This is a genomic window from Geodermatophilus sp. FMUSA9-8, assembly GCF_037034165.1.
GTDB lineage: Bacteria > Actinomycetota > Actinomycetes > Mycobacteriales > Geodermatophilaceae > Geodermatophilus > Geodermatophilus nigrescens.
The window spans coordinates 1-12,415 of sequence record NZ_JBAGKE010000012.1 but is presented as its reverse complement, the minus strand read 5'-3'; the positions used below and the strand labels follow the sequence as shown (position 1 = coordinate 12,415).

The following is a 12,415-nucleotide window of genomic DNA, read 5'->3' as shown; positions in this document are numbered from 1 at the left end:
GTGGCGGGTCAGCGGGCGGCGCCCGGCGCCGTGCCGTCCAGCAGCGCGCGCAGCAGGCGGGCCTCCTCCGGGTCGACCCCGCCGACGAAGCGGGCGAGCACGGCCTGCCGGTCGGCGGACGCGCCGAGCACCTCGTGCATGAGCTCGGCGGCGTGCTGCTCGCGCGTGGCGCGCGGGCGGAACCGGCGCGGCCGCGCCTCGTCGTGCTCGACGAAGCCCTTGGCCTCCAGCCGCGACAGCACCGTGTGCACGGTGGTGAGCGCCAGCTCGCGGTCGGCGAGCGCGTCGCGCAGCTCGGCCGCCGCGACCGGCCCGTCGGCCGCCCACAGCACGTCCATGACCGTCCGCTCCAGGTCACCCAGCGACGCCACGACGCCTCCCCTCCTCGTTTCTACCCAGCGTAGAACGCGGAGCCGGGCGGGCGCACGGACCCTGTCGCGCACCTCACTTCGACGCGTTCTACGAGACGTAGAAAGGCAGTTCTACGAGGCGTAGAAAGGAGGTGTCGGCACGAGGGTCGAGCCGGCGTGAGGAGCAGGCCCCGTGGACCTCCTGGCCCTGGACACGTTGGACGTCGCCCGCTGGCAGTTCGGCATCACCACCGTCTACCACTTCCTCATGGTCCCGCTGACCATCGGTCTCGGGATCCTGGTCGCCGTCATGCACACCATGTGGGTGCGCACGAGCAGGCCCGAGTGGCTCCGGATGACCCGCTTCTGGGGCAAGGTCTACCTGGTCAACTTCGTGCTCGGCGTGGCCACCGGCCTCGTGCAGGAGTTCCAGTTCGGCCTCGCCTGGAGCGAGTACTCGCGCTTCGTCGGCGACGTCTTCGGCTCGCTGCTGGCGATGGAGGCGCTGCTCGCCTTCTTCCTCGAGTCGACCTTCCTCGGCCTGTGGATCTTCGGCTGGGGCCGCATCCCGAAGCGGCTGCACCTCGCCGCGCTGTGGGCGGCGGTCATCGGCTCGATCGTCAGCGCGTACTTCATCATCGCGGCCAACTCGTGGATGCAGCACCCGGTCGGCGTCACCGTCGGCCCCGACGGCCGGCCGCAGCACGTCGACTTCCTCGCCGTCCTCACCAACAACACGGCGCTGGCCGCGTTCAGCCACGCGATCGTCGCCGCGCTCATGGTCGCGGGTGCCCTGCTCGTCGGCGTCGGCCTCTACCAGCTGCGCAAGCGCAAGCTGGCCGAGGCACCGACGACCGACGTCGACCACTCGGTGTGGCGCCGCTCGGTGCGGGTGGGTGGCTTCGTGTCGCTGGCCGCGTTCGTCCTCGTCGCCGTCACCGGCGACTGGCAGGGCAAGCTCATGTACCAGCAGCAGCCGCTCAAGATGAGCTCCGCCGAGGCGCTCTGCGAGACCGAGGCCCCGGCCCCGTTCTCGATCTTCGCCTGGGCCAAGCTCGGCTCCAACGAGTGCGACGACGTGCACAGCTGGACCGTCCCCGGCCTGCTCTCCTTCCTCGCCCACAGCGACTTCGAGACCGCCGTCCCCGGGGTCAACGAGCTGCAGGAGCAGTACGCCGACGTCTACGGCGAGACCTACCCCGACGACCCGTCGTTCGGCGAGCGCGCCGGCGAGGAGATCGACTACACCCCGGTGCTGGCGGTCACCTACTGGAGCTTCCGGCTCATGATCGGCATGGGCGCGGTGTCGGCCGGTGTCGCGGCCTACGCGCTCTGGTCGACCCGCGGCGGCCGGGTGCCGACCTCACGGGTCGGCGTGTACGGCTCGCTGCTCGCCGTCGGCGCGCCCTTCGTGGCCAACGCGGCCGGCTGGGTGTTCACCGAGATGGGCCGCCAGCCCTTCGTCGTCTACCCGAACCCGGACGTCCCGGTCGGCGAGCAGGTGTACTTCTTCACCGCCCAGGCCGTCTCCCCCGGCGTCACCACCGCGGAGGTCTGGACCTCGCTGGTCAGCCTCGGCGTCCTCTACGGCGCGCTCGCCGTCGTCGAGCTGGTCCTGCTCACCCGGCTCGTCCGCCGGGGCGTGACCACCGGCGACACCACCCCGACGCCGCCCGCCGTGGGCAGCTCGTCCCGGGACGACGACGACCGTCCCGACGGCGGCCCGCGGTCCGACGACGACGTCCTCTCCTTCGCCTACTAGGAGCTCCCTCCCATGGACCTGCAGACCCTGTGGTTCGCCGCCGTCGCGGTGCTGTGGACCGGCTTCCTGCTGCTCGAGGGCTTCGACTTCGGCGTCGCGGCGCTGCTGCCGGTGCTCGGCCGCCGCACCGCCGACCGGCACCTCATGCTGCGCACCATCGGCCCTGTCTGGGACGGCAACGAGGTCTGGCTGGTCACCGCCGTCGGCGCGGTGTTCGCCGCCTTCCCCGGCTGGTACGCCACCTGGCTGCCGGCGCTCTACCTGCCCTTCGTCGTGGTGCTGCTCGGCCTGATCGTGCGTGCGGTGGCCTTCGAGTGGCGGCACCAGTCGCACGACCCGCGCTGGGACGCGACCTGGACGCGCGTCATCACCGGCGGCTCGCTGGTGGCCGCGGCCGGCATCGGCGCCGCGCTCGGCGCCACCACGCTGGGGCTGCCGATCGACGGCGACGGCACCCGGGTGGGCGGCGCGTTCGCCGGCCTCGGCTGGTCCTCGCTGCTCGGCGCGGTCGCCGTCGTCGCGTACTCACTGGTGCACGGCGCGCTGTTCCTCGCGCTCAAGACCGACGGCCCGCTGCGGCTGCGGGCGCGCGCGTTCGCGCTCCGCTCCGCGCCGGTGGGCGCGCTGCCGCTGCTGGCGTGGGCCGGGCTGGTGCACCTGCGCTCGGGCACCGTGGTCACCGGCGTGCTGTGGCTGGTCGCCGCGCTGGCCGTCGTCGTCACCTGGACCCGGGTGCGCCTCGACCGCGAGGGACAGGCCTTCGCCGGGTGGGCCACCGTGCTGCTGGCCTCCGCGGCGACCCTGTTCGGCGCCGCCTTCCCGGTGGTCGTCCCCTCGACCGTCGACCCGGCCTTCGACCTCACCGTCGCGCAGGCCTCGGTCAGCGACTACACGCTGGGCATCATGACGTGGGTGGCCGCGGTCGGTCTGCCGGTGGTGCTGGCCTACCAGACGTGGACGTACTGGGTGTTCCGCCGGCGCCTCACCGCCGAGCCCCAGCACGACGACGCCGCGGACCCGGTGGCCGCCTGATGGGCCGCTCGCGCGACGAGGGCCCCTCCCGGGCCCGCCGCCCGCGCGCGGCGGGCGCGGCCCGGGGGCCGCTCGCGCCGCTGGCCGGGGTGCCGGGCGTGCCCGGCGCCCTGGCGCGGGCGGCCGCCGCGGCCCTGGGGTCGACGGCGGGGCTGGTCCTGCTCGCCGCCGGCCTCGCGCACGCCCTCGCCCGCGCCGCGGGGTTCGCCGACGGCGCGCTGACCGGGCCGCTCGCGCTGGCCGCCACCGGCGCGGTGCTGCGCGCGGTCGCCGGCACCCTCGGCGAGCGGGCCGCCGCCCGCGACGCCCGCCGCGCCGAGGACGCGCTGCGCCGCGCCCTGCTCGACCGGCTGGCCGCCTCCCCGGCCGCGGTGACCGCCGCCGGCGGCCCGGCGCCGGCCGCGGTGCTCGCCACCACCCGGCTCGCGGACCTCGCGCCGGGCCTGGCCGGCTACCTCCCCGCGCTGGCGCAGGCCGCCGTCGTCCCGCCGGTGCTGCTGGTCGTCCTCGCCGCCACCGACCTGCTGTCGGCGGGCCTGGTCGCGGTCACCCTGCCGCTCGTGCCGCTGTTCATGGCGCTGGTCGGCCTCGCGACCCGCGACGGCACCACCGACGCCGCCCGCGCCCTCGACCGGCTCGCCGCGCACGTCGCCGAGCTGGTCCGCGGCCTGCCCGTGCTCGTCGGCCTCGGCCGCGCCGCCGAGCAGGTCGCCGCGCTCGCCGAGCTCGGCGAGGCCTCCCGCCGCCGCACGCTGGCGACGCTGCGGCTGGCCTTCCTCTCCGCGCTGGTGCTGGAGCTGATCGCCACGCTGTCGGTGGCACTGGTCGCGGTGACCGTCGGCCTGCGCCTGGTGCACGGCGACCTCGGCCTCGCCGTCGGGCTCACCGCGCTGCTGCTCGCGCCCGAGGCCTTCGCGCCGCTGCGCGCGCTCGGCACCGCCCACCACGCCGGCGAGGCCGCCACCCTCGCCGCCGCCGAGGCCCGCGCGGTGCTCGCCGCCCCGGCCCCGGCGGAGGGCGCGGCCGGCGACGGCGACCCGCGCGGCGCCGACGTCGCCGTCACCGGGCTCACGGTGCGCCACCCCGGCCGCGCGGTGCCCGCCCTGCCGCCGACCGACCTGGCGCTGCGGCCCGGCGAGCTCGTCGTGCTGCGCGGCGCCAGCGGCTCGGGCAAGTCGACGCTGCTGGCCGCGCTGACCGGCGCCCTCGACCCGGCCGCGGAGGTCGCCGGCACCGTGACCGGCGTCCCGGCCGGCGGCGTCGCGCTGGTGCCGCAGCACCCGCGGACGACGGCGCCGACCGTGGCCGACGAGCTGCGCCGGCACGCCGCGCCGGCACCGGGCGTGGACGCCGTCGTCGCCGAGGCCTTCGTCGTGGAGGCGCTGGACCGGGTCGGCGCCACCGCGCTGGCCGGCCGCGACTGCACCACCCTGTCCCCCGGCGAGCTGCAGCGCGTGGCGCTGGCCCGGGCGCTGGTCCGCGTCCGTCGCGGCGCCCGGCTGCTGCTGCTCGACGAGCCGACCGCACACCTCGACGACGCCGCAGCCGCCCGCGTGGCCGCCGTGCTGGCCGGCCTGCGGGGCACGGTGACCGTCCTGCTGGTCACCCACGACCCGGCGCTGGCCGCGCTCGCCGACCGCACGGTCACGCTGCCCGGCGCCCCCGTCCTCCCCGCCACATCGGCGGTCTCGTCATCACCGGCGGCCGGAGGCGACCACGTCGCCGAGGTGGGCGCCTCCCCGCCGGCAGCCACCACCGCCGCAGCCGCCACCACCGCCGTAGCCACCACCGCACTGGGCTGGCCGCGGCGAGCCCTGCTGCGCGCCGTCGCCGCGGGCACCGCCTCGGCCGGCGCCGGCGTCGCGCTCACCGCGCTGTCCGGCTGGCTGATCGTGCGCGCCGCGGAGATGCCGCCGGTGCTCACGCTGCTCGTCGCGATCGTCGGCGTGCGCGCCTCCGGGCTCGGCCGGGCGCTGCTGCGCTGGACCGAGCGGCTCACCGCCCACGACGCCGCCCTCCGCATGGCCGCCGACCTGCGGGTGCGGGTCTGGCGGGCGCTGGCCGCGCAGGGCGTGGCCGCCGACCGGACGCCGGGCAGCGCACTGGCCCGGGTGGTCGGCGACGTCGGCCTGGTGCAGGACCTCTCGGTGCGCGTGGTGCCGCCGGCGCTGGTGGCGGTCACCGTCCCGGCGCTCACCGTCGCCGTGCTCGCGGTGCTGTCCCCCGCCGCCGCGGGCGCCGTCGCCGTCGTCCTGGCGCTCACCGTCGCCGGCGTGCTGGCCGTGCACCGGCGGGTCGACGCCGGCGCCGCCCGGGCCGAGGGTGCGCTGCGGGTGGCCGCGCTGCGCGACGTCACCACCGCGCTCGAGGGCGCACCCGACCTCCGCGCGCACGGCCTGGCCGCCGCCACCGCCGCCGACCTGGCCGCGGTCGCGGGCCGGCGCTCGGCCGTCGCGGCCACCGGCGAGCGGGCCGGCGCACTCGGCACCGGCCTGGTGGTGCTCGGCACCGGCCTGGCCGCCGTGCTGGCCACCGCGGCCGGTGCCGCCACCGGGGTGACCGGCCCGCTGGTCGCGGTGCTCGGCCTCGCCCCGCTCGCGCTGGCCGAGCCGCTGACCGGCCTGGTCTCGGCGCTGCAGCGGCGCGGTGCGCTCGCCGACGCCCGCGCCCGGCTCGACGCCGTCCTCACCGCCCCGGTGCCCGCCGACCCGGCCGACCCGCTGCCCGCCCCGGCGCCGGTGCGCGACCTCGCCGTCACCGGCCTCACCGCCGGCTGGCCGGGCGGCCCGGACGTGCTGCGGGACCTGTCCGCGCGGGCCTCCGCGGACGGCGGCTGGCTGGTCGTGCGCGGCCCGTCGGGCGCCGGCAAGTCGACGCTCCTCGCGGTGCTGCTCGCCGCGCTGCGCCCGCGGGCCGGCGGCTACGCGCTCGGCGGCACCGACACCGCCCGGCTGACCGGCGACGCGGTGCGCTCGCGGACGGCCTGGCTGCCGCAGGAGTCCCACGTGTTCGCCTCCAGCGTCCGGGCCAACCTCGCGCTGGCCGCGCCCCGCGGCGCACTGACCGGCCCCGAGGGCGAGCGGCGGATGACCGGGGCGCTCGCCGCCGCCGGCCTCGGCCCGCTGGTGGCCGGCCTGCCCGACGGCCTCGACACCCCCGTCGGTGCCGGCGGCACCGCGCTGTCCGGTGGCGAGCGGCGGCGGCTGGCCGCGGCCCGCGCGCTGCTGGCCGACCGCGACGTCGTGCTGCTCGACGAGCCCACCGCGCACCTCGACCCGCCGACCGCCGCCGCGCTGGTGGCCGACCTGCGCCGCGCCCTGGCCGGCCGGGTGGTCGTCTGCGTGACCCACGACGACGCCGTCGAGCGGCCCGGCGACACGGTGCTGCGGCTCGGCGCGACCGCCCCGGTGCCGGTCAGCTGACGAAGCCCGAGCGGTAGGCCAGCACCACCGCTTGGGTGCGGTCGCGGGCGCCGGTCTTGGCCAGCACCGCGGCCACGTGGCTGCGCACCGTCTCCACCCCGACGACGAGCGCGGCGGCGATCTCGGCGTTGCTGCGGCCGTCGGCCACCAGCCGCAGCACCTCGGCCTCCCGCGCGGTGAGCCGGGACAGCCCCGGCACGACCGCCGGGTCGGGCGCGCCCGCCTGCCGCCGCACCAGCCGGCGCACCGCGTCGGGGAACAGCAGCGACTCGCCGCGGGCCACCGTGCGGATGCCGTGCAGCACCTCCTCCGGCGTCGACCGCTTGAGCAGGAACCCGTCGGCGCCCGCGGCGAGCGCGTCGACGATCGAGGCGTCGTTGGCGAACGTGGTGAGGACGAGCACCCGCGCCGCCGAGCCGGCCCGCACCAGCGCCCGGGTGGCGGCGATGCCGTCGAGCCCGGGCATGCGCACGTCCATGAGGACGACGTCCGGCGCGGTGCGGCCCACCAGGTCGAGCACCTCCGACCCGTCGCCGGCCTGGCCGACCACCTCCAGGTCGGGCTCGGCGCCGATCACGGCGGCCAGCCCGCTGCGGATCAGCGGCTCGTCGTCGACCAGCGCGACGCGGACGGTGCTCACCGCGCGTGCACCGGCAGCCGGACGTCGAGCACGAACCGCCCGTCGTCGTCGGGGCCGGCCGTGACCGTGCCGCGCAGGTCGCGCACCCGCTCGCGCACCCCGCGCAGCCCGCGGCCGCCGCCGGTCGCGCCGGGCACGGAGCCGGGCGTCGTGTCCACGAGCCGCAGCGTCAGGTCCGCGCCGGCGTCGACCTCGAGCCGGCAGGCCGCGCCGGGCGCGTGCCGCAGCACGTTGGTCAGCCCCTCCTGCACGATCCGGTAGCCGGCGCGGGAGACCACCGCGGGCAGCGCGCCCGGCTCGCCGCCGACGGACACGTCCACCCGGACGCCGGCGTCGCGGGCGGTGGCCAGCAGCGCGTCGAGGTCGCGCAGGTCGGGCGCGGGCGCGGCCGGGCCGTCGGCGTCCTCGCGCAGCAGGCCGAGCACGTGGTCGAGGTCGACCAGCGCCCGCCGCGCGGCGTCCTCGGTCGCCCGGATCGCCGCCTCGGCCGCGGCCGGGTCGCGGGTCATCAGCCGGCGGGCGGCGCCGGCCTGCACGCTGACCAGGCTCAGCGAGTGGCCCACGCTGTCGTGCAGCTCGCGGGCCAGCCGGTCGCGGCCGGCGAGCACGGCCACCGCCGCCTCGGCCGCCGCCAGCCGCTCGGCGGTGGAGCCGGCCAGCAGCCGCGGCGCGAGGACGGCCAGCCCGCGGCCGAGCAGGTCCCCCGCGACGACGGCGGCGACGGCCAGCGCCACGGCCGCCGCCAGGCGCAGCGCGGGGTCGCCGGGCACCGGCAGACCGTCGAGGAGCGGGTCGTCCGGGGCGGCGGCCAGCACGACCGCCGTCGGCAGCCCGACCACGAGCAGGGCGCCGGCGAGCCCGCCGGCCAGGACGTGCCCGACCACGAGGACGGCGGTGCGGGCCCGCTGCGCCGCCGATCCCGAGGGGCCCACCCGGTCGTCGGCGCGGCCGGTGAGCAGCGCCCCGACCGCCACGCCCTCGACGGAGCGGGACTCGGCCAGGGCGCCGAGCGCCGCCACCGGGACGGCCACGACGACGAGGGCCAGGAGGACCGCGAGCGGCCCCGGCAGGCCCGCGGTGAGCAGGAGCTGGGCCGGCCAGGCCAGGACGACACCGACGGCGAGGGCCAGCGCCCCGCCGAGGAGCAGGTACACCCAGCGGTGCAGCGACCTGCGCAGCGCCGGTGAGGGGTGGACGCGCACCACGGCGCCATCCTGGCAGGCCGGGCGGCTCACCGGACGCCGCAGACCGGGCAGGTCCCCCGCCGGCGCAGGGCGTGGGCGAGGACCGCCAGCCCCAGCGCGAGCCCCCAGAGCAGGGTGGGGAACAGCAGCAGGAACGATGCCTCGACCGGGTCGCCCGAGCCGAGCCCGGCGATGCCGATGGCCAGCATGGACGGGCCCGACGCGAGCAGGACGACCGCGACGGTGCCGCCGGCGAGCACCGGCACCCGCACCGGCACCGGCCGGCCGCGCAGCACCGGCACCCAGGACGGCCAGACCTCGCCCCACGGCCGGATCAGTCCGAGGGTGGCCACCGCGCCGCCGAGCGCCGCGACGCCGAGCGCCAGCCCGAACAGCCGCAGCGCCGGGTCCGCGCCGTCGGGCAGGCCCACGCCCCACGGCGTCAGCCAGGTCATCCGCAGCAGGCCGTAGGGCAGCGGGCAGGCGGCGGCGACCAGCGTCGCGACGCGCCCCCAGCGCGCCGCGGCCTCCGGCCGGGTCCAGGCCGGGCCGGGGCGCCCGCAGGTGCCGCAGACCCCGCGGGCGGCGCGGAGCACCCGCACGCCGAGCCAGGCGAGGAGCACCGTGCCGCCGAGCAGCAGGGCGAGGTGCCCGCGCGAGGCCAGCTCGCGGGCGAGCGGGTCGCGCAGCTCGCCGGCGAGCCGGGCGACGCTGTCGGGGTCGAGCACGCCGCTGAGCAGGCCCGCGGCCACCACGCCGGCGACGGCGAGCAGCCACGGCCGCGCCCGCCGGCTGCGCACGGCGCCGATCGTGAACACGACGAGGAAGCCGGCCGGGGCCACGATCGCGCACAGGTAGCCGAGCAGCACCAGGACCCGCAGGTCGGCGGTGAGCGCGGCGAGCCCGCCGGCGACGGCGAGGGCCAGGGCCGCGGCGCCGGCCGACGGGCGTCCTCGCGCGGCGACCGCCGTCGCGGCCAGCCCGCCGGCGGCGAGGCCCAGCACCAGCCAGGCGGTGAGGTCCGGGGGCAGGACGGTCAGCAGGCCGGCGCCGCCGTTCTCGCCGTCGCCGTCGAGGCCGGGGCGGCTCCCGGGGTCGAGCACCCACCGCAGGCCGAGGGCCAGGTGCAGGACGCTCCACGCCGCGGCGGCCAGCAGCAGGGCACGCGGCGGCCCGCCGGTGCGGGCGGCGGGGACCAGGGGCGGGGACGCGGTGGCGGGCACGGGGACCTCCCGGGGACGGCCCGGGGCTCCCGGGCGGACGCCGTCCAGCCTCGGGACGCGCGCTGCCCGGGTGCTCCCCCGCGCAGGGGATCCCGCTCCCCGCCGGAGGGGAGCGCGGCCTCAGCGCGGGGGCACCCGCCGGACCTCGAAGCCGGGGTGCCGCGGCAGCGCCGGGTCGACGACGACGGGCACGCCGGCCGGGTCACCGAGCAGCGGCCGGCCGGCGGCGTCGGGGACGGTGCGCAGGCGCTCGAGCACCTCGGGCCGGACGCGGACCTCCCGGGGCGGCGCGGCGCCGGGCGCCCACGCGACGGCGAGGACGTCGTCGCCGGTGCGCGACCGGGCGGGCGCGGGTGCGAGCGGGCGGGTCGGGAGGGTGGTGGTGACCATGTCGGGCCTCCTGGGCGGGTCCCCGTGCTCTGCGCCCTTCCTACGCCGGGGGTCCGACGGTTCCCGGGGCACCGACCGGAGCACGGTCGTGCTCTGCACACGGGTGCGTGCAGAGCACGACCCGGCCCGGGACGACCCCGCTGGGGACGGCCCGGCCGGAGGGAGCGGTCAGCCGGCGGCGGGGACGTCGACCGGGATCTCGGGCCCGAGCGTGGCGCCCCGCAGCAGCCGCAGGTCGTCGCCGGACCAGAAGCTGCCCGGGTCGTACCAGTTGCGCGGGCGGTCGGCGGGCAGGAGGCCCATCGCGGTGTAGGTGGCGGCCACCAGCTCGGCGCAGAACACCGTCTCCGCGGCGGTGCCCCGGCGCAGGCGCCCGTTGACCCAGCCGCGCACCAGCCCCGGCGTCGTCGGGAAGGGCCGGCCGTCGAAGCGGGCGACGGTGCGCAGGACGGCGTCCTCCATCTCGCGGGTCACGCCGCCGTCGTCGGCCGGGCCGACCAGCTGGCGCAGCCAGGCGCGCTGCCCGTAGCGCTGCCGCCAGGTGACGACGGCGTCGCGCAGGTCGTGCAGCTGCACGCCGCGCTGGTGCTTCCCGGTCCACGCGTCGGGCAGCGACCGGCCGAGCTCGGCGTGCCACAGCAGCGGCGGCAGGTCCTCCAGGACGACGGCCATGCCGACGTGGTTGACCGGCGCGTTGGTCAGCGCCCGGATCGCCCGGTCGGCCACCGACGCGCCGCGGAACACCCAGACGTCGCCGGTGCGGGTGAGCTCGACCGCCTCGTCGAGCGGGAGCGCGCGGGGCGGGGTCACGCGGCTACGTTAGGCGACCGTGCGTCCCTCCTCGCGAGCGTTGAAGCTGCTCGGTCTGGCCGGCCTCGCCGGCGTCGCCGCCACCGGCGCGGTGCTGGTGCGCGGCGAGCGGCAGCGGCGGGCGCACACGCCCGACGAGGTGCGCACCCGGCTGCACGAGCGGCACGCCGCCGCGGCCGCCGTCGACCCGGAGCCCGGGGACGGTCCGGACGACGGTCCGCCCGGCCCCGTGCCCGTGCCCGCCCGCCGCCGGTGGGCGGCCCGGCTGCGGCGCCGCCCCGGGGTTTAGGACGGCGCGGTCCGTGCAACCGACCACCCGTGGCGACCGGGGACGACGCGTACCGCGCGTTCGGTGACCCCGAGGGGAGGTACCCGGCGGTCGAGAGCGTGGGCGAGCGGCTGCTCGGCTCCCTGCTCGACCGGGCGCACCTGATCCCGCCCCGCCTGGTCGGCCCGCTGGTGGCCCAGGAACTGGCCCACGCCGGGATCGAGGAGGTCGCGATCCTCCTGCAGGACGTCGACCAGGTGGACCTGCACCCGCTGACCGGGCCGGGGCTGTCCGGCGCGCCCGTGCCGATCGACGGCAGCCCGGCCGGCGCCGCCTTCGCCCGTGACGAGACGGTCGACGAGCCGCTGGGCGGCGGCCGGGTCCGGCTGCACCTGCCGATGCTCGACGGCTCCGACCGGGTCGGCGTCCTGTCGCTGGTGCTGCACGACCCCACCGCCGCCGACCGCCGGCTCGCCCAGCGCGTCGCCGGGCTCGTCGCCGACCTGCTGGTCACCAAGGACCACTACACCGACACCTTCGCCCGGGTCCGCGAGCGGCAGCCGATGGAGCTGGCCGCGCAGCTGCAGTGGGAGAGCCTGCCGCCGCTGTCGATGACCACCCCGGACGTCGACCTCGCGGGCATCCTCGAGCCCGCCTACGAGGTGGGCGGCGACAGCTTCGACTACGCCCTCGACGAGCACGTCCTGCACCTGGCCGTCTTCGACGCGATGGGCCACGGCCTCGTCGCGGCGTCCATGGCCACCCTCGTGCTGGCCGCCTACCGGCACGCCCGGCGCCGCGACCTGCCGCTGACCGGCACCTACGCCGAGATGGACGGCGTCGTCGCCGAGACCTTCCCCGGCCGGTTCGCCACCGGCCAGATCGCCCGGCTCGACACCGACACCGGACAGCTCTGCTGGGTCAACGCCGGGCACCCACCCGCGCTGTGGGTGCGCGACGGGCACGTGATCGGCGAGCTCACCGGCCGGCCGACCCGCCCGATCGGCTACGGCGGTGGGGCCTCCGATGAGCACTCCGTCACCCTCGAGCCCGGCGACCGGGTCCTGTTCTTCACCGACGGCGTCGTCGAGGAGCGGCTCGACGACGGCGAGCAGTTCGGCGAGGACCGGCTGCGCGAGCTGCTGGAGCGGACGTCGGCCGAGGGCGTGTCGGCGCCGGAGACGGTGCGCCGGCTGTCGCACGCGCTGAAGGCCGCCCGGGCGGGGCGCACGAGCGACGATGCCTCGCTGCTGCTGGTCGAGTGGAAGGCGCCGCCGCGCGACGACGAGCTGGCCCCCGACATCCCCGAGGCCTCGCCCACGGGGTCCGGCAGC

General features: G+C 78.5%; 11 protein-coding genes. 5 read left to right on the top strand and 6 right to left on the bottom strand.

Going from position 1 to position 12,415, the window contains the following annotated elements:
* Positions 1-8: 8 nt before the first annotated feature.
* Positions 9-371, bottom strand: a complete 363-nt coding sequence (locus WA616_RS21430; RefSeq protein WP_073420396.1) for a BlaI/MecI/CopY family transcriptional regulator — start codon at positions 369-371, stop codon at positions 9-11.
* A 172-nt stretch (positions 372-543) separates the two neighbouring features.
* On the opposite strand from WA616_RS21430, the gene WA616_RS21425 reads away from it, so the two are divergent.
* The 3 genes from WA616_RS21425 to cydC are packed head-to-tail and all read left to right on the top strand — an operon-like array spanning position 544 to position 6,566.
* The gene (locus WA616_RS21425) at positions 544-2,112 is read left to right on the top strand and encodes a cytochrome ubiquinol oxidase subunit I (protein WP_336033039.1); all 1,569 of its coding nucleotides are present in this window, start codon (positions 544-546) and stop codon (positions 2,110-2,112) included.
* A 12-nt stretch (positions 2,113-2,124) separates the two neighbouring features.
* Positions 2,125-3,144, top strand: a complete 1,020-nt coding sequence (gene cydB / locus WA616_RS21420) for a cytochrome d ubiquinol oxidase subunit II (RefSeq protein WP_336033038.1) — start codon at positions 2,125-2,127, stop codon at positions 3,142-3,144.
* Positions 3,144-6,566, top strand: coding sequence for a thiol reductant ABC exporter subunit CydC (gene cydC / locus WA616_RS21415; RefSeq protein ID WP_336033037.1), 3,423 nt, complete (start codon positions 3,144-3,146; stop codon positions 6,564-6,566). Before cydB ends, cydC begins: the two co-directional genes overlap by 1 nt.
* Here the strand turns inward: cydC and WA616_RS21410 are convergent.
* From WA616_RS21410 to WA616_RS21390, 5 genes are all read right to left on the bottom strand, one after another.
* The gene (locus tag WA616_RS21410; protein WP_336033036.1) at positions 6,559-7,206 is read right to left on the bottom strand and encodes a response regulator transcription factor; all 648 of its coding nucleotides are present in this window, start codon (positions 7,204-7,206) and stop codon (positions 6,559-6,561) included. The two genes, cydC and WA616_RS21410, sit on opposite strands and share 8 nt — an antisense overlap.
* Entirely contained in the window at positions 7,203-8,411 is a 1,209-nt protein-coding gene (locus WA616_RS21405) for a sensor histidine kinase (protein WP_336033034.1), read from the bottom strand. The genes WA616_RS21410 and WA616_RS21405 overlap by 4 nt, the downstream gene beginning before the upstream one ends.
* Positions 8,412-8,437: 26 nt before the next feature.
* The gene (locus WA616_RS21400; protein WP_336033032.1) at positions 8,438-9,613 is read right to left on the bottom strand and encodes a hypothetical protein; all 1,176 of its coding nucleotides are present in this window, start codon (positions 9,611-9,613) and stop codon (positions 8,438-8,440) included.
* Positions 9,614-9,733: 120 nt separating this feature from the next.
* Positions 9,734-10,003 carry a hypothetical protein gene (locus WA616_RS21395; protein WP_336033031.1) on the bottom strand — a complete coding sequence of 90 codons (270 nt, stop codon included), beginning with the start codon at positions 10,001-10,003 and terminating at the stop codon, positions 9,734-9,736.
* A gap of 168 nt (positions 10,004-10,171) precedes the next feature.
* Positions 10,172-10,813: a hypothetical protein gene (locus WA616_RS21390; RefSeq protein WP_336033030.1), complete on the bottom strand. Its 642-nt coding sequence runs from the start codon at positions 10,811-10,813 to the stop codon at positions 10,172-10,174.
* Positions 10,814-10,853: 40 nt separating this feature from the next.
* Here WA616_RS21390 and WA616_RS21385 point away from each other — a divergent pair, with 40 nt between their 5' ends.
* A complete protein-coding gene (locus WA616_RS21385; protein ID WP_336033028.1) occupies positions 10,854-11,102 on the top strand; it encodes a hypothetical protein in 249 nt (82 codons plus the stop codon).
* Positions 11,103-11,131: 29 nt separating this feature from the next.
* On the top strand, positions 11,132-12,415 hold a 1,284-nt coding region (locus tag WA616_RS21380), incomplete at its 3' end, for a PP2C family protein-serine/threonine phosphatase (RefSeq protein ID WP_336033027.1).